Source organism: Proteus sp. MB838, from assembly GCF_054767435.1.
Genome location: NZ_BAABMO010000003.1, coordinates 133,890 through 155,161 on the forward strand (window position 1 = coordinate 133,890; position 21,272 = coordinate 155,161).

Consider the following 21,272-nt stretch of genomic DNA (forward strand, 5'->3'; position numbering starts at 1 on the left):
GTAATTCCCTTTTTTTATTTTTTATCTCACTAATATTGATTTAAAACCTCTTTATGATTCATTGTTTCCCTACCACACCACGCCTTAACTGGAAAAATGAACCTTAAAGTGTTAAAACAAAGCCTTATTTATAAACAGAAATTATACTAACTCGCTCGGAAGAGATAATAATATTATGTCAAAAAGTACCATCCGTATTGCTACACGCCAAAGCCCTCTTGCTATGTGGCAAGCGCTTTATGTTAAAGAACAACTACAAATCGCTCATCCGAGCTTAGTCGTTGAATTAGTACCGATGGTCACGAAAGGCGACATCATCTTAGATACCCCATTAGCAAAAGTGGGTGGTAAAGGGTTATTTGTCAAAGAGCTAGAACTTGCACTACTCAGCTCTCGTGCAGATATTGCCGTACATTCAATGAAAGATGTCCCCATTGATTTTCCTGAAGGTCTGGGATTGGTGACGATTTGTGAGCGAGAAGATCCCCGTGATGCCTTTGTCTCTAATCATTATGATTCATTAGAACAACTGCCAGCCGGAAGTGTCGTTGGTACCTCAAGCCTACGTCGCCAATGCCAATTAAAAGCACTGCGCCCCGATTTAATTATTCGTGATTTACGCGGTAATGTAGGAACCCGTTTAAGTAAACTCGATAATGGCGACTATGATGCTATTATTCTTGCTGTCGCGGGCTTAAAACGTCTTAAATTAACTGAGCGTATTCGTTCTTCTTTGTCTGCGGAACAATCTCTTCCTGCGGTAGGACAAGGTGCCGTTGGCATTGAGTGTCGCTTAGATGATCATGATACTCAAGCCTTATTAGCCGCCCTTAACCACGCAGATACTGCAACTTGTGTAAAAGCAGAACGCGCGATGAACACTCGCCTTGAGGGGGGTTGCCAAGTACCTATTGGTAGTTATGCTATTTGGCAAAACGGCAAAATTTGGCTACGAGCATTAGTTGGCTCCCCTGATGGTGAAACTATTTTACGTGGCGAACGCTTAGTATCACCTGAAGATGCAGAGCAAGCTGGTATTTCTCTTGCCGAAGAGCTACTAGATAAAGGAGCTAGAGAGATTTTAACCGCTGTATATCAAGGTAATACAGCGATATGAGTATTTTAATCACTCGTCCTAGCCCAGCAGGAGAACAACTTACGCAACGCTTAATTGATGCGGGAAAGCATGCTTTTCATGCACCTTTAATAGAAATAGCCGCGGGTAAAGAGCTTTCCATATTAGAAAACAAATTAAATAAGCTAAGTACGGGTGATTACCTTTTTTTACTTTCTAAAAATGCGGTGTGGTACGCAAACTGGCAACTAAATCAATTACAACAATCATGGCCAGATACGCTATTCTATTATGGAATAGGTCAAAGCACCGCTGAAGAGTTTCAGCAATTAACAGGACATTCTATACGTTATCCAGAATTTGGAGAAACCAGTGAAGACCTACTGGCCTTGTCTTCACTTCAACAAATAGAAAACAAGCGAGTACTACTACTAAGAGGCAATGGTGGTCGCGAACTACTTGCCACAACATTACGTCAACGCGGTGCAATTGTTGATGAATGTGAATGTTATCAGCGTCTATTTATTGATTATGTATCTGAAGAGTTTGCGCTAAAGTGGAAAAATGCCCAAGTGGATACCTTTGTGGTCACCAGTGGCGAAATGTTGCAACAACTCTTTTATCTAGTCGCTGGATCTGAAAAAGCATGGCTGTTAGACAGTCATTTAGTGGTGGTCAGTAAACGATTAGCAACAATAGCTAGCACATTAGGCTTTAAAAAAATAACCGTTGCTGAAAGTGCCAATAATGATGCTTTATTTCATGCATTAATATAGAACTTAAATGAGACGCCGATATGACGGAACAGAAAAATACGAATGAAAATGACTTGCAGAATGGTACATCAAAGGCTGATGACGATATCCGCTATCAAGAAGTAAAACCTGTAAACAATAAGCGTTCAGGTTTGATAGGGAGTGCCGTTGCGATCCTCGTTATTCTGGCAATCGGTGGTGGTCTTTATTATTACACCACTCAACAAGCGACTAAACTAAGTACAGAAAACCAATCGCTAAAATCACAATTGGCACAATTACAACAATTGCAAGATACTTATCAACAACGTTTTGACAATATTGACAGTCAGTTTAACTCACAAAAACTCACTATTGATAAACTGCAAAATGAACGCCAAGTTACTGAGCGTCAAATCCAAAATTTACAAACGCAATTTGCTGCTATCTCAAGTGCAGATGTAAAAAGCTGGCTATTAGCGCAAGCTGATTTTATGGTAAAAATGGCGGGCCGCAAATTATGGAATGACCAAGATGTCGTCACAGCGGTAAGTTTATTAAAAGGTGCAGATAGTAGCTTAGCAGAAATGAATGACCCAAGCTTATTGGCCATCCGCCGCGCCATTAATGAAGATATTGGCAACTTAGCCGCGCTGAGCAAAATTGATAATGATGGTACTATTTTACAATTAAATCAGTTAGCTAATCAGGTTGATAACCTACGCTTATCTGGATTTGAGCGTGATGGCTCACCGATGGATAAAAATGATGAAGCCATTTCAGGCTCGCTTTCTGACTGGAAGCAAAACCTCAGTAAAAGCTGGAAAAGCTTTATGGATGACTTTATTACTATCCGTCGTCGAGACAGTACCGCTATTCCACTATTAGCCCCAAACCAAGATATTTATCTGCGAGAAAATATCCGCTCTCGTTTATTAATTGCTTCTCAATCGGTACCTCGCCATCAAACAGAGATTTATCAACAATCATTAGAAGCGGTATCTACTTGGGTACGCGCCTATTTTGATACCACCGATCCGAATACAACGGCTTTCTTAGACAGTATTAATGAGCTTGAAAAGCAGCCTATTACTCTCGCAATGCCAACAGAATTAAAAAGCCTCTCTCTGTTAGAAAAACGAGTAGAAAAGCAGATCCGTAATTTGCTGACCCAAAACGAGACATCACAGCCAGAAGCGGTTGAAGCCAAAGATGCCGAAGCTACACAAGCCCCTTATGCGGTTGATGCAGCACAAGATAGTGCAACATCAGGAACGACGACATCAACAACCGTAGCACCACAAGGAGAATAAATTTATGTTCAAGATCTTACTCCTGTTTGTGGTATTGATTGCAGGGATAATCTTCGGCCCTGTATTAGCGGGTCATCAAGGTTATGTCTTTATACAAACCGATAATTGGGATATTGAAACTAGCGTTACCAGTCTTGTGATCATGTTTGTCTTACTGCAACTGATATTGCTCTTGCTTGGCTGGTGTTATCGTCGTTTTATTGGTACAGGCTCTAAAGCCTATAGTTGGTTCTCTTTGCGCAAACGCAGCCGAGCACGTAAACAAACACGGTTAGCATTAATGAAACTTGCGGAAGGTGATTTCAAACAAGTAGAAAAGCTGATGAGCCGCAATGCCGATTATGCGGAACAACCTGTAGTAAACTATTTACTAGCAGCAGAAGCAGCACAACAACGGGGTGATGAGTTTAGAGTACAGCAACATCTGGAGCGTGCTTCTGAGCTTGCTGATACCAATCAGTTACCCGTTGATATTACCCGAGTACGCATTTTACTGGCACAAAATGAAAACCATGCTGCTCGTACTGGGGTCGATGAATTACTCAATCAAGTGCCTCGTCATCCGGAAGTATTACGCTTAGCAGAAACTGCGTATATACGTACAGAAGCTTGGCAAGCACTACTTGATATCATCCCTTCAATGCAGAAAATAGCCCTACATACAGATGATGAATTAGAGCAATTACGTCAACAAGCCTATATTGGGCTGATGGGACAGAAGATGTCCGAAAATGGTTGTGATGGACTGAAAAATTGGTGGAAGGCACAGCCTCGTAAGATCCAACATGATAATGGACTACGATTTGTATTAGCAGAACACCTTATTGAGTGCAACGATCCGCAAACTGCGCAGACGATCATTTTAGATGGGATCAAACGTCACTATGATGAACGCCTGATCTTATTGTTACCGCGCTTAAAAAACAGCGATCCAGACTCAATTTTAAAAGTGCTTAACTCACTAATTAAACAACATGGTCCGACACCATTACTCAATAGCACCGTCGGTCAAATTGCCATGCAACAAGGGCAATGGGCACAAGCAGAAACAGCATTTCGCAATGCATTAAAACAGCGTCCAGATGTTCATGATTTTGCGTGGTTGGCTGATGTGCTAGACAAACAGAATAAATCAGTTGAGTCAGCCAAAGTACGCAAAGATGCGCTATTAATGACGTTAAAAAAAGACTCTGTTATTTTTGACGAGCCTAAAACAAATAAAGCACTGCAATAAATACATCATTTCATTTATTGACCAAAACCCTCAAACACAAAATTGAGGGTTTTTTATTACTTTTAAAAAGCGTGTTGAACCAGTAGTACTACTTCAAGACACAAAATTAAAAATAAATAGACCCAAGCGATACGATAAAAACGATAAGGTATCCCTTTATTATTTTGGTGTGTAAATGACAAATAATATTTTCTTGCTTGGTAAAACACCACGATATAAATCAGTGCGATCCCCTGACACAGAAAAGCAACATACTTCGCCCATGATTTTCCACCGATAATCAGCATGATCAGCGGGATCAAAAAAAACAACAATGGGCCAAACTTATCTATCAAAAAGAGCCTTTCTTGCGCAAGATACGCTTTTTGGTTATTTATCATCGTGATACTACCCCCTATTTACCCTTGCGCTGGATAATAGCGTGATAGTGTTATCAATTCAAAAGGGATGAGATAAAAAACAGACAAAAAAACACCCGTATTAAAAAATACAGGTGCATAAAATATACAATCAGGTCTACAGACGGATGGTGCCTCACTCAACGTTTCGTCCTGTTGGTGATGAATGGTGTTTCATCGATAACGTGGACGTAGGCACCGATAATCGGCTCTGCATCATTCCTAGGTTTATGAAGACATATGCTGTCATAAGGAGTGGAATGAGCATCTACAGGATAAGTAATGCATTTAGCGTGCCAACTTTTATTTTCCGCCAATAAAAAATTAATTCTCAAACAGTATAAAACTAACTAATTGAATTTTTTAGGCGCCTTCGCCTGTATGGCGTATTTAAAATATAAAAGATCAGAGAGCGTATTTTTATCAGGCTATTGTTAAATAAAAAAGAAAAAATAAATTTGCCAACTCGTCTCTGTTTCACGACAGTTAAGCTAACACCAGTATATAATATATAAAAATCATTGAGTTATATGTCACCTTTTAGCGACATCAAATTTGCCATGTGTTGTTTTTTACCGACAATAAAAAATATTTCATTTAAATTCATACGGTTACATAAATCATTTAACTTTCTCATGATGCTCTTTTTATGTAGTATAAAATCAGGCGGTAATACAAATTATTAATAATCTTTAACTAATATACTTACACTGCCCTGTAAACAAATAGCCTAATGATCTCCCTTTTTAAACTAAAAGAGCCAACAACCTGCTTTAATCATGAATCATAGATAAACGGTCTATTGTGTTTAGGACAGTAGCAAAAGGACAAAAGAGAAAGGACAGAAGGAAGATACAACAATATAAATGAAATAAGACAATATTGCTGTCAATAGCTTGATAATAAATGCAAAAAAGCCTCGATATATATCGAGGCTTTTTCTTATTGGTCGGCGAGAGAGGATTCGAACCTCCGACCCACTGGTCCCAAACCAGTTGCGCTACCAGGCTGCGCTACTCGCCGTCTGAATGACTGCTCTTATCTTGTTTATGGTGCGAAGGGGGGGACTTGAACCCCCACGTCCGTTAGGACACTAACACCTGAAGCTAGCGCGTCTACCAATTCCGCCACCCTCGCATAAACAAAAACTAAGATAAGATGGGGTGGCTAATGGGACTCGAACCCACGACAACTGGAATCACAATCCAGGGCTCTACCAACTGAGCTATAGCCACCATAACAGCTATCTTACTACTTCTACAACAACGCTCTTCACCGTAACTCTTAGCACGCTTTAATGGCGCGCCCGACAGGATTCGAACCTGAGACCTCTGCCTCCGGAGGGCAGCGCTCTATCCAGCTGAGCTACGGGCGCTTCACGCCGTTGCGGGAGAGGATAGTACGGATTTACGCACTGTCTGTCTAGTGCTTTTTGAAAAAAAAAGTTTGTTTGACGATAGTTTGTGCATTTCGTCGATAAATGGAGCGTTTTTACCCACTCAACGCCCCATTAGTATAATAATCAAACAATCAAGATACCAGTAAAGATTGCGATTTTTGCTATTTAACACTTATTGCCGACAAAAAATACTCACGCAACTTACAATTTATTGGAATAGTAATAACCAACAAATTTTAATAACTTAAATTGGCGCTTGATCCGGCTAGGTTGTGACAGTAAACGATATAACCACTCTAGGCCTAAATTTTGCCACGCTTTTGGCGCACGCTTAACATGCCCTGTAAAAACATCGTAAGTGCCACCTACGCCCATATATAACGCGTCTGGGTGTACTTGCCGACAAGCACGAATAAATAGCTCTTGCTTAGGTGAGCCCATGGCAATGGTCACAATCTTTGCCCCAGAAGCTTTGATACGTTCAAAAAGTGCATCTCTATCTTGTGGCGTAAAGTAACCATCTTGGCTACCGACAATATTCACATTCCATTGTGCCTTTAATTTACTTTCCGTCTGCGCCAATACCTGAGGTTTGCCACCAACCAAAAAGACCGGTGTGCCTTCTTTCCCGGCACGCTCCATTAAAGCTTCCCATAAATCGGCTCCCGCAATACGAGACACTTGTGCATCAGGATATTTACGTCGAATGCCGCGAACAACACTAATGCCATCGGCGTACAAATAATCCGCTTCATCTAATAACTGATTTAGGCCTTTATCTGTTTCTGCGGTTAAGATTTTTTCTGCATTAATCGCAATTAAAGAGCCACTTTTAATTTGCGCACCTTGATAAAGATAATCCAAAAAATGCGCCATATCTTTAAATCCCCAGATATTGTGCCCACGGATGGAATACTTCGGAATTGAATTTGTATCCATTACTTTTCCTTTTGTTCTAAACGAGGTTTATTGCGCACTTGATTAATAACATAGTGACGAACTAATCCTGCACTTTCAAATAACCAATACAGGAGTTTGGCTGCAATTAAACAGGCACCAAATACTAAACAGAAAAAGACCACGCGAGACACAAACGAATCAACGCCCTCACGCGCTAAAACAATCATGTTAAAAATAGCACCAAAGCAAAATGCTTGAAGAATGGCAGATTTGTAGCGATTGTGTTCATTTAACCCCTGCTGATAGAGCCAATCAAACCACTTAATAATAAGCCCAACAACCACCGCGCCTAAGGGGATAAATACAACGCCCCCCATCACCACCAAGGAGCCAATTAACGTTGGTGAAATGGCAAGTCCTGCATGATAATTAAGCACTTCCCAAGTAAAATAGTTTGCTGAATTTAGTACAACATCTGGTCTTTGTGGCCAAACCCATGAAGGGATAAACACATAAAAATCGCGAATAATAGGTGCGAGTCCTTGAAACTCGATTTTGTCGTAATTATTCAACAATAATGCAAGATTTTCCCAAGGAGAGAAGGTATCGCGAGTCAGATATAAAAAGGTATAAAAAGCTTCGGCACCACTGACATCAAGCCCGTAACGTTTTAGTGCTAACCAAAACATACCGACAATGCTCATCACACCTGCAGCAATTAACATCCATAAGGTTATCCAACCACGTACGATGCCAATAAATAAAAATAGTGCAAACGCAATAATGATATTTGCGCGTGTTCCCCCGACGATAACATAGGTCAAAATACCAAAGCCGACCGTCGCACAAAGGAAAAAAAGCCAACGTTGTTGTGTGGGCTTTAAGAAATAGACCACCAGCATTGCAGGAATAAAAAAATAGAAAAAGCGTTTTAGCGCCACACCTGATACTTGGCTTGAAAAAATTTGGCTATATGTTTTCAACTTAAAGAGTAAGAAGCCATTTTGTAAGAAAAATATGCCCACAGTGACGATAGCAATTAACGCTAACAGTATCCAAGTTAGGTTGGTCTCTACCCGATTCATCGTAAATAACGGCCTAGAAGGCTCGCTAGAGGCTTTTCTTAGTCTTACCTTATAAGTGACATAATAAATCGCATAAAAGCTAGTAGCGGCTAATAGAGCGTGTAATAAGGCATCGACAGGAACAACTGCCACATCAAACTGAAAGACTAATAAACAAGTTAATGGAAAGCCAAAATAGAATGTCAGCAAATAAAGCATGGAAAAGAAGACATTAAAATTAAAGCGTACCCGACGAAACTCTTGGTAGGTCAGTAATAAAATAAACCCCAACGAGATAAAGTAGACAAGGGTTAATCCCCCCAATTGCGCCAATGTCATTGGGTGTCTCCTGTGCTCATCTCAATCAATTGCTTCCAACCTTGGATAAAGTTAGGTGCAAAGAAGGTGATATTCTTCCTATCCAGTAGCAATAATTGACGTTGCGCTTCTTCAATTAACGCCACATCAAGTTTATCACCAGAGAAGAAAACGGGAACACTTTGCTCTGTTAAGTCTTGCCAAAATGGATTTTGACGGCTAATCACAAAAGGGATCCCAAATTGGATCAACAGGCATAACGTACCAATACCCTGCTGACGTTGGAAAATAAAATAACCTAAATCACAGGTTTTTAAGAGTGCGAGATAATCATCAAAGGCAAGATTATGTCGTAATATCTCAACGTGTTCTGTTGGAAATAAGTTTGTCGCTACATCAGATACTTGCTGAATATAATCCTCGTTATTAGCGGGATATCCCATAGGAATGATCACTTTTGCTTTATGACCAAATTGTTCAGCAATCGCATTTAAAGCATCGATATGGCGGTTAGATTTATCGCCTGAGTTACCTAATACAATGGTAATATGCTGAGGATCAACGGCCTTCTTTTCTGTAAGCGTCAGCGCCGGATCCATTCTTGTTGGGAAATAGAGCAAATTCGCGGGGATATTAACATTTGATTGAGCAAAATAATTTAGATCACCCCGTGTACCAAACACACGTCCAACCCGTTTTTGCGCAAGTTTACGTAACAGATAAAACAGTCTAAATTTTAATTGCTTAGCATCCTGATAAAGATCAGCACCCCAAATATGCCACCAGAATTGATGACGTTTAATTTTGCCCATCAATAAAGCAAGCCAAATAGGCGCATTAAATTGCCCCAGAAATAGAAAACGTTGTTTTCTATCTGCTTTAGCTAATGCTACCACTCTCTGCGCGACTTGTTTTTTATCCGCTAAACACTCAATCTCTAAATGAGGATAAAGTGATGATAACGAGTTATCTTTACTGGCAACGATAAAACGAGGTTTATACGTTAATGCCGCCTCAGTCACGAGGTGGTCGTTAAAAAAGCGTAACATTGTGTTGTTATGATGCACAATGTCTGAACCTAGTACGTAAATCAAAGTTGTCATTTGCGCCTGCAATAAATCACGAAAACAGAACTACAGAGAAGGAAGTAAATAATATAGGTTGCCATATAGGCTTGAGCTGCACCTAAAGCACCATGTTCAGGAATAAGCCAGCGTGAAAAAAGCGTTAATAAGGCAAATTGGCTCACTTCTGTCAGAATATAAAAACGCAAAGCAGCCTTTGCAATCACCAGATAGCCAAAAACATAAGCCCCTACTTTCCACACATCACCAACCAGTTGCCAAGCAAATAACTCTCGCATAGCGATAAATTTTTCAGAAAATAGCAACCAAATGGCAAAATCTCGCAATAACCAAACCATAAAACTAGCCACTGCCACCGCTGGCAAGACGAATTTCAGTGACTTGGTTATCTCTTTGGCTATCTCACTTTTTTGCGTTAATCGTGAAAGTGTGGGTAATAAGTAAACAGAAAATGATGCTGTAATAAATTGTAGATAAGCATCCGATATACTGCTAACCCCTTGCCAAATGCCAACATCATCCCAGCTATAATGTTCTGCTAACAAATTACGCATCATGATATAAGCGACGGGTAAAGTGATAGAAGTCAGTAGCGCCATAATGGTAAATTTACCAAGATGACTGGCGATAGCCTTATCCCAACTTGGTTTTAATTCACTGAGAGCAAAACGCTTACGTTTTATTAAGATAACCATCGCTGGCAATAAAATCAGTGCAGGTACTAAAGCTAAGCCAATTAATGCACCATGATAACCGGCAATGAGATAACAGAGATAATAGGCAATAACACCAATTAAACTTCCCGCAATAATCGCTAAAGCGTTTCCAGATGCATCTCGATAACCTTTTAATATCGCCAGAAAATAGTTGGCATAGGCAATCCCCATCTGAATAAAGGCAACCATTCTGACAATATCTAGATATTGCAGATAGTCATCACCAAATAAAACGCGACTAATTGGTGTGGTAAAAATAAGAAATAAAATGGCAAGTAGTGTAGAAAACAGCAATATCATTGATGATGATGTACCCAACACATTTTTGCGTTGTACTGCATCATCTTGATATTGCGCAATCAATTTTGTTACACCATTAAAAATACCCGCCCCTGACAGCACACCAAGAACGGTAATTAATTGGCGGAAGTTACCCGCAAGTCCCACTCCGGAGGGACCAAAGGAGACCGCCAATAACTTTACGACCAACAGGCCAGCCCCGATCTTTATCAAGGTTGACCCAGCTGTCCAAATTGAAGCTTTAGCTAACGACATATCAAGCAAAGAAATGACGAATATGATGAATAACGGTTTGCTGCTCTTCTTCAGTCATGTTGTAGAACATCGGTAAGCGCACCAAGCGTTCACTCTCTTGTGTAGTGAAAATATCTTTACCATCAAAACGACCAAACTTCATTCCGGCAGGACTCGTATGCAGTGATACATAGTGGAATACCGTTAAGACGCCCTGTGCTTTCATATACTCATTAAAAGCCGTACGCTGCTCTATATCATTAAGTTTAATATAGAACATATGGGCATTATGCTCTAAGCCGTCTGGTACAACAGGCAATGTTAACAAACCTTGTTCGGCTAACGGCGTTAATGCATCGTAATAGATTTGCCAGAATGCTAAACGACGTTCATTAATTTTATCGGCTTGTTCGAGTTGCGCCCAAAGATAAGCGGCTTGCAAATCAGACAGCAAATAGCTAGAGCCAATATCACGCCAAGTGTATTTATCAACTTGCCCACGGAAAAATTGACTACGATTGGTGCCTTTTTCACGGATCACTTCCGCACGATTAATTAAAGCCGGATCGTTAATCAGTGTTGCCCCACCTTCACCACCTGATGAATAGTTTTTCGTCTCATGAAAGCTATAGCAACCAATATGACCGATAGTTCCTAAGGCTTTACCTTTATAAGTCGACATTACCCCTTGCGCAGCATCTTCAACGACAAACAGGTTATGCTTTTTGGCGATTGCCATAATGGTATCCATTTCACAGGCAACACCTGCGTAATGAACGGGCACTATCGCACGCGTTTTCTCCGTAATCGCCGCTTCAATTTTTGTTTCATCAAGGTTCATGGTGTCTGGACGAATATCGACAAACACAATAGTTGCACCACGTAAAACAAAGGCGTTCGAAGTCGAAACAAAAGTGAAACTCGGCATAATCACTTCATCGCCGGGTTTGATATCCAGAAGGATAGCCGCCATTTCTAACGATGCTGTACAAGAAGGTGTTAACAGCGTCTTATGACAATGAAATTGTTCTTCTAACCACTTTTCACATTTTTTTGTGAAGTTGCCATCACCACAGAGCTTGCCACTTTCCATCGCCTGTTTCATATACTCTAATTCTGTGCCAACAACGGGTGGTTTATTAAACGGAATCATATTATCCCCTGTATAACCAATAAGTAGTGCTATCAATTAAAGCACCGCTTTGTGTATATAAACGCGAAGCTGCAATATTGCTAATTTGTGTTGCAACATAGAGGGTTGATAGACCTTGCTGTTGACACCAATACTTCGCCACCGACATCAGTTGCTTACCAATGCCTTGTCCTGTTCTATTGGGCATTACAGCAAGTAATCCCACTCTTGCTTCACTCTCAGAAATCCGACGTAATGTTACAAACCCTGTAACCTTATTTTCGCGATCCATCGTCAATAAACAGCTATCATCGAAAGTGCCTAAAACCGCTTTTTTTACCCATAATGCATAAAAACGGCTGCTATCACCTTCTTGGTACCATGGCGCTCGAAAGCGACTTTGTACAAAAGCCGCAGAAGCCGTTGTCATTAATAATGGGATATCAGTTTCATTGGCTGTGCGAAAATGTATTTCAGCAATATTTCCACAAGCATTTTCTGTGCCAATTGGCAATTTGAAATCTATTTCACCTTCAGCGAATTGAAATCCTAATTGCGTTAAGTTATCAATCAGTAGAAGATCATAGGAAGCAACTTTGGCATGAACAACCGTAAATTGCTCAAGCCTATCTTGTGTTAAAACAGGCGCTTGAGCACTAAACTCAAGACGGCCTGTATTGAGGGAGAAAAAATCGCTCTCCCACTCAAGATAATTAATATTGGCGAGGACGGACATGTAATAAATCCAATAGATAGCGGCCATAACCTGTTTTGGCGAGTGATTTTGCGCTTTCTCTGACTTGTTCGTCAGTTAACCAACCATTACGCCAAGCGATCTCTTCCAGACACGCCACTTTAAAACCTTGACGTTTTTCAACGGTTTGTACAAAAGTACTGGCTTCAATTAAACTATCGTGAGTCCCCGTATCTAACCAAGCAAAACCGCGTCCCAATAGCTCCACATTAAGCTCACCACACTCAAGGTACATCTGATTAATCGAGGTTATCTCAAGCTCACCACGAACAGAAGGTTTCACCTTTTTCGCAAAATCAACCACGCGGTTATCATAGAAATAAAGCCCAGTGACCGCCCAATTCGATTTAGGCTGTTGAGGTTTTTCTTCTATTGACAGCACTTTGAAATCATCATCAAATTCAACAACACCGAAGCGCTCCGGATCCATCACTTGATAACCAAATACTGTTGCGCCCCGCTGACGTTGAGCAACTTGTTTTAGTTTGGGGCTAAACCCTTGACCAAAATAGATATTATCGCCTAAGACTAAACAACAGTGCTCATCACCAATAAACTCATCCCCTAAAATAAAGGCTTGAGCTAAGCCATCAGGAGATGGCTGAACTTTATATTGCAGATGGACACCAAATGCAGAGCCATCACCCAATAAACGTTGAAATGAGGTGAGATCATCAGGAGTGGTGATAATCAAAATATCACGAATTCCCGCTAACATAAGTACTGAGAGCGGATAATAGATCATGGGTTTATCATAGATAGGTAACAGCTGTTTCGATACCCCTTTCGTTATCGGATGTAAGCGTGTACCAGAGCCACCCGCTAAAATAATACCTTTCATCATTTATCCTTCACGTAATCAATCACCCAGTCCTAAACGCTCTCCTGCATAAGAGCCATCTAGTACTCGTTGCCACCAAGTTTGGTTATTTAAATACCACAATACAGTCTTACGAATACCTGACTCAAAGGTCTCTTGTGGTTTCCAACCTAACTCTGCTGCAATTTTAGCGGCATCAATAGCATAGCGTAGATCGTGACCCGGTCTGTCTTTTACATGGGTAATTAAATCAACATATTTCGCCACACCAGCAGGTTTATTAGGATGCAACTCTTCGAGCAATTCACAAATAGTTGTCACTACATCAATATTACGGCGTTCATTATGACCACCAATATTATATGTTTTACCCGGTTGAGCCGTTGTTGCCACTAAATACAATGCACGGGCATGATCTTCAACATAGAGCCAATCGCGAATTTGTTCACCTTTGCCATAAACAGGCAGTGGTTTTCCTGAAATTGCATTCAAAATAATCAGCGGGATTAATTTCTCAGGAAAATGATAAGGGCCATAGTTATTTGAACAATTAGTGATCAATGTTGGCAAGCCATAGGTACGCAACCATGCTCGTACAAGGTGGTCACTGGATGCTTTAGAAGCTGAATAAGGGCTACTTGGTGCATAAGGTGTCGTTTCAGTAAAGAAATCATCCGTTCCTTCTAAATCGCCATACACTTCATCAGTTGAAATATGGTGGAAACGAAATGCCGCTTTTTTATCTTCAGGTAATACTGACCAGAAATGACGTGCAGCTTCTAATAAGGTGTAAGTACCAACAATATTAGTTTCAATAAACGCTGCAGGCCCATCAATAGAGCGGTCAACATGGCTTTCCGCGGCTAAATGCATCACGATATCTGGTTGATATTGCGTAAATAGACTATCAAGTGCAGCGCGATCGCAAATATCAACCTGTTCAAACGCGTAACGTTCACTGTTCGCCACTGGGGCAAGTGACTCTAAATTTCCCGCATAAGTCAGTTTATCTACCACGACGACACTGTCATTGGTGTTATCAATAATATGTCTAACAACCGCGGAGCCGATAAAACCGGCGCCGCCTGTGACTAAAATACGTCTCAACGCCATACTCCTTTTGTATCGACAATCCATTTTTGGGTAACTTGGCTACCAGGTATCGCTTTAAACTGTTGATGGTCGACTAACATTAAAACAATATCCGCCTCTTTTAATGCCTGATCTGTAGAGACTAATTCAGTAATACCTTTTAATTTAGTCGGTAATTCATGAATATTTGGCTCTACGGCAAATGTTTTCCCACTATGCCAGTTAGCAACTTGTTGGGTGATATTCATTGCTGGACTTTCACGTAAATCGTCAATATTAGGTTTAAAGGCTAAACCAAAGCAGGCAATTTTGATCTCGTTAGCACGTTTACCGGTTTCAGTTAAACAATCCGCCACAGCGGCTTTAACTTGATCGATAACCCATACAGGTTTGCCATCATTGACCAAACGGGCAGTATGAATTAAGCGTGATTGCTTAGGATTTTGAGACACGATAAACCAAGGATCAACGGCAATACAGTGTCCACCGACACCAGGACCCGGCTGTAAAATATTCACGCGAGGATGACGATTAGCCAAACTAATTAGCTCCCACACATTAATATCTTGGTCGGCACAAATCAGGGATAACTCATTAGCAAATGCAATATTCACGTCACGGAAGCTATTTTCTGTTAGCTTACACATCTCTGCAGTACGGGCATTAGTGATAACACATTCACCTTCAAGAAAAATCTTGTATAACTCGCTGGCACGCTCTGATGATTTACGGTTCATGCCCCCCACAACACGATCATTGCGGATAAGTTCAACCATCACTTGTCCTGGTAATACACGCTCAGGGCAATAAGCGATATCAATATCGGCATTTTCACCTTGTTGATGTGGGAAAGTTAAATCCTCACGAGCCTGCGCAAGCCACTGTGACATTTGTTCTGTTGTTCCAACGGGTGAGGTTGATTCTAAAATAATCAAATCACCTTTCTTAAGTACAGGTGCTATTGAACGCGCAGCGGCTTCAACATAAGCCAGATCAGGTTCATGTTCGCCTTTAAAGGGGGTTGGAACTGCAATAAGGTAAGCGTCTGCGGGTTGTGGTGTGGTATAGGCTTTTAAATGCCCTTCTTCAACGGCTTGTTTTACCACTTTATCCAGATCAGGTTCAACGATGTGAATTTGACCTTTATTAATGGTATCAACAGCGTGTTGGTTAACATCCACACCAATAACACTTTTTTTACGAGAGGCAAAAGCTGCCGCTGTTGGTAATCCAATGTAGCCGAGGCCGATAACAGAAATAGTTTCAAAACTCATAATGTCACCTGATTATTTTTCAATGCTTCAAGAATACGTTGGCAGGCATGACCATCACCATAAGGATTTGTTGCTTTACTCATTTGGTGATATGCGTTTTCGTCTGTCAATAAAGAGGTTACTTCGCTAACAATACGTTTAGTATCTGTACCCACTAAACGCACAGAACCGGCTTCAACTGCTTCAGGGCGCTCTGTTGTATCGCGCATAACAAGAACAGGTTTACCTAATGAAGGCGCCTCTTCTTGAATACCACCTGAATCAGTTAAAATAAGGTAAGCGTGGTTCATTAAATAAACAAAAGGCAGGTAATCTTGCGGTTGAATTAATTTAATATTATTAATTCCATGCAGAATACGCTTTACGGGTTCACTTACATTAGGATTCAAGTGAACAGGATAGACAACTTCAACATCGGGGTGAGCCAATGCAATCTCTGCTAATGCTTGGCAAATGCGCTCAAAACCACCCCCAAAGCTTTCTCTGCGATGTCCCGTAACTAAGATCATCTTTCTTTCTGGCTGAATAAAGGGATATTGCACAGCAAGTTCATCGAGCAGGGTTTGATTTCCCATCACTCGCTCGCTAACCCAAAATAGCGCATCAATAACGGTATTGCCGGTAACAAAAATATTTTTATCCGCAACCGCTTCTCGCACCAGATTTAACTTTGCAGTTTCAGTGGGAGCAAAATGGTACATCGCCAAATGGCCGGCAATTGTCCGATTCGCTTCTTCTGGCCAAGGAGAATAGAGATTACCGGTACGTAATCCCGCTTCAACATGACCGACGGGGATTTGTTGATAAAAAGCAGCAAGGCTTGCCGCCATGGTGGTGGTTGTATCACCATGTACTAACACAACATCAGGTTGAAATGACGCTAGAACAGGTTTTAAACCTTCTAAAATGCGACAGGTTATATCTGTTAAATCTTGTCCTGGTTTCATAATGTTGAGATCATAATCTGGTTTGATCTCGAAAAGATTTAATACCTGATCAAGCATTTCTCGATGTTGGGCCGTAACACAAACTTTCGCCTCAAACGAATCATCATTTGCTAAAGCGTGCACTAAAGGTGCCATTTTGATCGCTTCAGGGCGTGTGCCAAAAACAGTCAACACTTTCACAGTGGCTCTCTTTTTTCTTTGTTATATTGCTTATTTTTGGGAAAGCAATATGCCCTTATTCTCAGGGGCATCAGGTGAAAATACACCTGATGTCTCGTTATTATTAAAATGATAAAAAGGTAATAATGATTATTTTTTTAATGAACTACGTCTGACTAATGCCACACCCGCGCCCACTAAAACACCAATAGCACCCCAAAGCACCATCATAAAGGCACGGCGAGGACTATCTCGTTTCACAGGATCTTCAGGTGTACGCAAGAAACGGTAAGTTTGGAAGTTATCTTGTAATTTAGCACCTACCGCGAGGGTGGATAACATTGCCGTATTTTGATCATAATCACTATCAAAATCTGGTCCTGTTGCCATTAATGTTTCTAACTGTGATTGCAATAAAGGCACGCCGAGTAGAAACAGCTTCGAATCCGGTAATTCATCTATCGCAATCGAGGTCTGTTTTTGAGAAATACCTTGTTTCTCAGCAACTTTAATCGATTGTTTGAGTAAATTAATTTGTCGTTGATAAGCAGCTTGAGCAGCCATTTCTTGGCGTTTCACTAAGGCTTTCATCGATTGTGTTCGAGTTGCCCATGCGGCAATCACTTCTTCATTTAGATGCTCTGCGGCACGTTTATTCGCAAAAGCAATATATTCATTGAGCAGTTGACTCGAATCGTTGGCCGTTTCAGCAATGAGTTTCAATTGATCATTAACCAATTTCTTCTCATCAGCCGGTGTAAATTGAATATTATTGATGAGCTCATCTAATAATGCCGCGTCTGCTTGCGCATCGTTTTCTTTACGTTGTTTGTAATAATCCGTTTGCAACCAAAACTCACGTCGCGTATCAAAAGCTGAAATCTGTGTTACAAACTCTTGATAAGCTTCATCAGGGATACTTAACTGAGAAACAGTCACAGACGGATTAATTTGCGTATCAAGATTACGTAAGAACTGAGACTGAGAATAATAACTACCTAAATTATTCACAGTAGGTCTCTCTGTCATCGCAATAGCGCTCCATTTAGGTTGCATCAAGTAAGATGCCCCTAATGCAATCAGCGCAAAAAGCAGCGCGAACCCTATTATCCAGCGTTTTCCTGACCATAGTGCACAACAAAGACCTCGAATATCGAGTTCATTATCGGGTGAAAACCCCTGTCGGGAGACGTTATTTTCCGAGTTCATCACGTTAAAAGACCTCTGCTTATTTAATGCTTAAGTTGTGTCGCTTTACGTAGGCGACGTTTATATCGTTTAATAAAACGAGCGACTCGCCACGCGCGTTTAATGCAATAACCGTACATAACAAAAGCAAGCAAAAACAATGCCAACATTACCCATTCTGGTACAAAAGATAAGTTTTCACCAATAATACCAATAGCGGCCAACACCGCGGCTGCAAGCGTGATCAAAACAAAAGCTTGGCGAGGGGTAAAACCTGCTCGCATAATTAAATGGTGGATATGTTGACGGTCTGGTGAAAAAGGACTCATTCCTTTACGTAAACGGCGGTACATAATTGCCACCATATCCATAAGAGGAATAGCAATGATCCATAATGCAGTAACCGCATTGATTGGATGAGGATCAACTTGAGTAGAGGAAATTAATAGCCAAATAATAGTAAAGCCTATTAGCGTACTTCCCGCATCGCCCATAAAGACTTTAAATTTTTTACCACAAACACCAAGGTTTAACATGATATAAGGTAAAATCGCGGCAATAAATGAGAAGCACCAAAACGCAAGTGCAGAGCTTCCACTTTGGTAAAGTAAAATACCCAGCGCACCAAACGAAACGCAAGAAAGACCGCCTAATAAACCATCAATACCATCCACCATATTAAAGGCATTGATTGCAGCCCAAACAGCAAATAGCGTGACGATATAACCAAAAGGCCCTAAATGCATATCCCAAGGCCCAAAAGCATGACCAAGTGATTCAAGTTTTAAACCACCGAATACCATCATAGCAATACCCACTAACGCTTGGATAGTTGCCCTGATTTTGACACTGATATCATAACGATCATCAAGCGCACCGATAAAAACAAGTATCCCCGCACAAATCAAATACAGCTCTTTGTGAGGAATGTAGATATCTGAAACATAAAAAGCGAAAACAATACCAAAATAGACTGAAATCCCACCTACAAGGGGGATCAACCCATGATGTCGTTTACGATAGTTAGGTTTATCTACGAGTCCAATCTTCTTTGCCACCTTACGAGCTACAAATAGGAAAGCGAAAGAAAATAGGAACACGTAAAAAACATTTGTGCTCATTTTTAGTATATCCACAGTACTGTTCTCTATAATAAATATAGCTGGTTATTTACCCATCCATGTGTTTTTTTATTCTTTCTCCAGCTTGTACCACGACGAGTTTACTCAGTAACCCACCACCCTTTATCAATAATAAATTTTCCTTAACTATTTTTATTGATGTTATCGCTATTTTTATTAAAACTATAAATATGCAATATACATACCAAATTATCATTTTGCGATGATAATAAAAGACCTAAGTCCAATGTAAAAAAAACGCCACTGACTTGTGGCGTTTTTATCATATCGTTAATTACACAAAGTAAATGAGTTTAACAACCTCTAAATTGGTGTGATATCACTTATTTTTCTATCATCAACACAATTTTTTCTTTTTTTGTTGTCTCTCTCAATTTTGTAATAACACTTTATGAGCGTTTCATAAAGTCGAAGAATTCTTCATTTGTTTTTGTCATCGCTAATTTATTAATGAGGAATTCCATTGCATCAATCTCACCCATTGGATGGATAATTTTACGCAGGATCCACATTTTTTGTAACTCATCTTGCGATGTCAGTAATTCTTCTTTACGTGTTCCTGAACGGTTGTAATCAATTGCTGGGAATACTCGTTTTTCTGCAATCTTACGCGACAGGTGTAATTCCATATTACCTGTACCTTTAAACTCTTCGTAGATAACTTCATCCATCTTAGAGCCAGTATCAACCAATGCAGTCGCAATAATGGTTAAACTACCACCTTCTTCTACATTACGAGCAGCCCCGAAGAAACGTTTTGGACGATGTAGCGCGTTCGCATCCACACCACCGGTTAATACTTTTCCTGAAGAAGGTACTACGGTGTTATAAGCACGGGCTAAACGAGTAATAGAGTCTAATAAAATGATAACGTCTTTTTTATGTTCTACTAAACGCTTGGCTTTCTCAATAACCATTTCCGCTACTTGCACATGACGAGATGCTGGCTCATCAAAGGTAGAGGCAATAACTTCACCTTTAACTAAACGTTGCATCTCTGTGACTTCTTCAGGGCGTTCATCAATAAGAAGTACCATTAATACGCAATCAGGATAGTTATGAGCAATGTTGGCCGCAATATTTTGTAGCAACATTGTTTTACCCGCTTTTGGTGGGGCAACGATTAAACCACGTTGTCCACGACCAATAGGTGCAGCCAAGTCGAGTACACGGGCAGTTAAATCTTCGGTAGAACCATTACCACGTTCCATACGTAAGCGGTTATTAGCATGTAATGGTGTTAAGTTTTCAAAGAGGATTTTACTGCGGGCGTTTTCTGGTTTGTCAAAGTTAACTTCATTCACTTTAAGGAGGGCAAAATAGCGTTCACCTTCTTTAGGTGGGCGAATTTTCCCTGCTATGGTATCACCAGTGCGAAGGTTAAAACGACGGATTTGACTTGGAGAAACATAGATATCATCTGGGCCAGCAAGGTAGGAACTGTCTGAGGAACGTAGGAAGCCAAAGCCATCCTGTAGTATTTCCAGCACTCCATCACCGAAAATATCTTCTCCACTTTTGGCATGTTGCTTCAAGATAGAGAAAATGATGTCTTGTTTTCTCATTCGAGCTAGGTTCTCTAGCCCCATATTTTCGCCAAGTGCTATCAGTTCTGATACCGGCGTATTTTTTAATTCGGTAAGATTCATAATGGTGGGTTCTTAATAACTCGGGGTAACTCTCGAACTATGAACGTGAATAGTATAACAGCGAATCGCTGTCAGTTTCGTCATGTGTAAAATTACAGATTACTACTTTATAACATCAGTATAAACATCGTGATAATGTTAGAAAGCATGTTAATGCTATATAGACCAGTCACAACACTGTCCCCAGAAAGTGACATCCATTGCCGTAACAAGATGATTGTACTTTCAGTTATGGGTTAGGAACATATATAGAAAAATTATATTCCTTGAATACTATAGATTATTCTAAGACAACCGGACTGGTTAGATGAATTCAGATTACTTATAGTTTATTCAAATACAATA

At 40.4% G+C, this 21,272-nt stretch carries 18 protein-coding genes and 4 tRNA genes; 4 read left to right on the forward strand and 18 right to left on the reverse strand.

What is annotated here, in order from left to right:
• The first annotated feature begins 175 nt into the window (after positions 1-175).
• Genes hemC through hemY form a run of 4 tightly spaced genes read left to right on the forward strand, consistent with a single transcriptional unit; the run spans position 176 to position 4,356 of the window.
• On the forward strand, positions 176-1,117 hold the full coding sequence (hemC, locus tag ACYUCW_RS02385) for a hydroxymethylbilane synthase (RefSeq protein WP_012368705.1): 942 nt from the start codon (positions 176-178) through the stop codon (positions 1,115-1,117).
• Positions 1,114-1,851, forward strand: coding sequence for a uroporphyrinogen-III synthase (gene hemD, locus ACYUCW_RS02390; protein WP_004246332.1), 738 nt, complete (start codon positions 1,114-1,116; stop codon positions 1,849-1,851). Before hemC ends, hemD begins: the two co-directional genes overlap by 4 nt.
• A 20-nt stretch (positions 1,852-1,871) precedes the next feature.
• Positions 1,872-3,122 (forward strand): uroporphyrinogen-III C-methyltransferase, encoded by a 1,251-nt coding sequence (gene hemX / locus ACYUCW_RS02395; RefSeq protein ID WP_163748397.1) that lies wholly within the window; start codon positions 1,872-1,874, stop codon positions 3,120-3,122.
• A 4-nt stretch (positions 3,123-3,126) separates the two neighbouring features.
• Positions 3,127-4,356, forward strand: a complete 1,230-nt coding sequence (gene hemY, locus ACYUCW_RS02400) for a protoheme IX biogenesis protein HemY (protein WP_004246334.1) — start codon at positions 3,127-3,129, stop codon at positions 4,354-4,356.
• 62 nt (positions 4,357-4,418) lie between these two features.
• On the opposite strand, the gene ACYUCW_RS02405 is transcribed toward hemY, so the two are convergent.
• The 18 genes from ACYUCW_RS02405 to rho form a co-directional block, all read right to left on the reverse strand.
• Positions 4,419-4,736 carry a hypothetical protein gene (locus ACYUCW_RS02405; protein WP_004246335.1) on the reverse strand — a complete coding sequence of 106 codons (318 nt, stop codon included), beginning with the start codon at positions 4,734-4,736 and terminating at the stop codon, positions 4,419-4,421.
• A gap of 964 nt (positions 4,737-5,700) precedes the next feature.
• Positions 5,701-5,777, reverse strand: a tRNA-Pro gene (locus tag ACYUCW_RS02410).
• Positions 5,778-5,804: 27 nt separating this feature from the next.
• A tRNA-Leu gene (locus ACYUCW_RS02415) sits at positions 5,805-5,891 on the reverse strand.
• A gap of 22 nt (positions 5,892-5,913) precedes the next feature.
• A tRNA-His gene (locus ACYUCW_RS02420) sits at positions 5,914-5,989 on the reverse strand.
• A 63-nt stretch (positions 5,990-6,052) separates the two neighbouring features.
• Positions 6,053-6,129: transfer RNA gene (locus ACYUCW_RS02425), tRNA-Arg, on the reverse strand.
• Positions 6,130-6,354: 225 nt separating this feature from the next.
• Positions 6,355-7,092: a lipopolysaccharide N-acetylmannosaminouronosyltransferase gene (wecG, locus tag ACYUCW_RS02430; RefSeq protein ID WP_004246339.1), complete on the reverse strand. Its 738-nt coding sequence runs from the start codon at positions 7,090-7,092 to the stop codon at positions 6,355-6,357.
• Entirely contained in the window at positions 7,092-8,456 is a 1,365-nt protein-coding gene (wzyE, locus tag ACYUCW_RS02435; RefSeq protein ID WP_004246340.1) for an ECA oligosaccharide polymerase, read from the reverse strand. The genes wecG and wzyE overlap by 1 nt, the downstream gene beginning before the upstream one ends.
• Positions 8,453-9,538 carry a TDP-N-acetylfucosamine:lipid II N-acetylfucosaminyltransferase gene (locus ACYUCW_RS02440; RefSeq protein WP_049211267.1) on the reverse strand — a complete coding sequence of 362 codons (1,086 nt, stop codon included), beginning with the start codon at positions 9,536-9,538 and terminating at the stop codon, positions 8,453-8,455. The genes wzyE and ACYUCW_RS02440 overlap by 4 nt, the downstream gene beginning before the upstream one ends.
• Positions 9,535-10,791 carry a lipid III flippase WzxE gene (gene wzxE, locus ACYUCW_RS02445; protein WP_460408180.1) on the reverse strand — a complete coding sequence of 419 codons (1,257 nt, stop codon included), beginning with the start codon at positions 10,789-10,791 and terminating at the stop codon, positions 9,535-9,537. The genes ACYUCW_RS02440 and wzxE overlap by 4 nt, the downstream gene beginning before the upstream one ends.
• A gap of 1 nt (position 10,792) precedes the next feature.
• Positions 10,793-11,923, reverse strand: coding sequence for a dTDP-4-amino-4,6-dideoxygalactose transaminase (gene rffA, locus ACYUCW_RS02450; protein WP_004246343.1), 1,131 nt, complete (start codon positions 11,921-11,923; stop codon positions 10,793-10,795).
• A gap of 1 nt (position 11,924) precedes the next feature.
• Positions 11,925-12,638, reverse strand: coding sequence for a dTDP-4-amino-4,6-dideoxy-D-galactose acyltransferase (gene rffC / locus ACYUCW_RS02455; protein ID WP_004246344.1), 714 nt, complete (start codon positions 12,636-12,638; stop codon positions 11,925-11,927).
• Positions 12,616-13,497 (reverse strand): glucose-1-phosphate thymidylyltransferase RfbA, encoded by an 882-nt coding sequence (rfbA, locus tag ACYUCW_RS02460; protein WP_004249667.1) that lies wholly within the window; start codon positions 13,495-13,497, stop codon positions 12,616-12,618. The genes rffC and rfbA overlap by 23 nt, the downstream gene beginning before the upstream one ends.
• 18 nt (positions 13,498-13,515) lie before the next feature.
• Positions 13,516-14,589 carry a dTDP-glucose 4,6-dehydratase gene (rffG, locus tag ACYUCW_RS02465; protein ID WP_181407397.1) on the reverse strand — a complete coding sequence of 358 codons (1,074 nt, stop codon included), beginning with the start codon at positions 14,587-14,589 and terminating at the stop codon, positions 13,516-13,518.
• Positions 14,580-15,842, reverse strand: a complete 1,263-nt coding sequence (gene wecC, locus ACYUCW_RS02470) for a UDP-N-acetyl-D-mannosamine dehydrogenase (RefSeq protein WP_110706811.1) — start codon at positions 15,840-15,842, stop codon at positions 14,580-14,582. The genes rffG and wecC overlap by 10 nt, the downstream gene beginning before the upstream one ends.
• Entirely contained in the window at positions 15,839-16,969 is a 1,131-nt protein-coding gene (gene wecB / locus ACYUCW_RS02475; protein WP_004246349.1) for a non-hydrolyzing UDP-N-acetylglucosamine 2-epimerase, read from the reverse strand. The genes wecC and wecB overlap by 4 nt, the downstream gene beginning before the upstream one ends.
• Positions 16,970-17,098: 129 nt before the next feature.
• Positions 17,099-18,157 carry an ECA polysaccharide chain length modulation protein gene (gene wzzE, locus ACYUCW_RS02480; protein WP_004249670.1) on the reverse strand — a complete coding sequence of 353 codons (1,059 nt, stop codon included), beginning with the start codon at positions 18,155-18,157 and terminating at the stop codon, positions 17,099-17,101.
• Between the two features lie 23 nt (positions 18,158-18,180).
• Positions 18,181-19,272 (reverse strand): UDP-N-acetylglucosamine--undecaprenyl-phosphate N-acetylglucosaminephosphotransferase, encoded by a 1,092-nt coding sequence (wecA, locus tag ACYUCW_RS02485; RefSeq protein ID WP_004246352.1) that lies wholly within the window; start codon positions 19,270-19,272, stop codon positions 18,181-18,183.
• 395 nt (positions 19,273-19,667) lie between these two features.
• The gene (gene rho, locus ACYUCW_RS02490; protein ID WP_004246354.1) at positions 19,668-20,927 is read right to left on the reverse strand and encodes a transcription termination factor Rho; all 1,260 of its coding nucleotides are present in this window, start codon (positions 20,925-20,927) and stop codon (positions 19,668-19,670) included.
• Between the last annotated feature and the right edge of the window lie 345 nt (positions 20,928-21,272).

Bases quoted from the DNA above. Each gene is read 5' to 3' on its own strand.
- hemC (WP_012368705.1), top strand. From the start codon at position 176: ATGTCAAAAAGTACCATCCGTATTGCTACACGCCAAAGCCCTCTTGCT.
- hemD (WP_004246332.1), top strand. From the start codon at position 1,114: ATGAGTATTTTAATCACTCGTCCTAGCCCAGCAGGAGAACAACTTACG.
- hemX (WP_163748397.1), top strand. From the start codon at position 1,872: ATGACGGAACAGAAAAATACGAATGAAAATGACTTGCAGAATGGTACA.
- hemY (WP_004246334.1), top strand. From the start codon at position 3,127: ATGTTCAAGATCTTACTCCTGTTTGTGGTATTGATTGCAGGGATAATC.
- ACYUCW_RS02405 (WP_004246335.1), bottom strand. From the start codon at position 4,736: ATGATAAATAACCAAAAAGCGTATCTTGCGCAAGAAAGGCTCTTTTTG.
- wecG (WP_004246339.1), bottom strand. From the start codon at position 7,092: ATGGATACAAATTCAATTCCGAAGTATTCCATCCGTGGGCACAATATC.
- wzyE (WP_004246340.1), bottom strand. From the start codon at position 8,456: ATGACATTGGCGCAATTGGGGGGATTAACCCTTGTCTACTTTATCTCG.
- ACYUCW_RS02440 (WP_049211267.1), bottom strand. From the start codon at position 9,538: ATGACAACTTTGATTTACGTACTAGGTTCAGACATTGTGCATCATAAC.
- wzxE (WP_460408180.1), bottom strand. From the start codon at position 10,791: ATGTCGTTAGCTAAAGCTTCAATTTGGACAGCTGGGTCAACCTTGATA.
- rffA (WP_004246343.1), bottom strand. From the start codon at position 11,923: ATGATTCCGTTTAATAAACCACCCGTTGTTGGCACAGAATTAGAGTAT.
- rffC (WP_004246344.1), bottom strand. From the start codon at position 12,638: ATGTCCGTCCTCGCCAATATTAATTATCTTGAGTGGGAGAGCGATTTT.
- rfbA (WP_004249667.1), bottom strand. From the start codon at position 13,497: ATGAAAGGTATTATTTTAGCGGGTGGCTCTGGTACACGCTTACATCCG.
- rffG (WP_181407397.1), bottom strand. From the start codon at position 14,589: ATGGCGTTGAGACGTATTTTAGTCACAGGCGGCGCCGGTTTTATCGGC.
- wecC (WP_110706811.1), bottom strand. From the start codon at position 15,842: ATGAGTTTTGAAACTATTTCTGTTATCGGCCTCGGCTACATTGGATTA.
- wzzE (WP_004249670.1), bottom strand. From the start codon at position 18,157: ATGAACTCGGAAAATAACGTCTCCCGACAGGGGTTTTCACCCGATAAT.
- rho (WP_004246354.1), bottom strand. From the start codon at position 20,927: ATGAATCTTACCGAATTAAAAAATACGCCGGTATCAGAACTGATAGCA.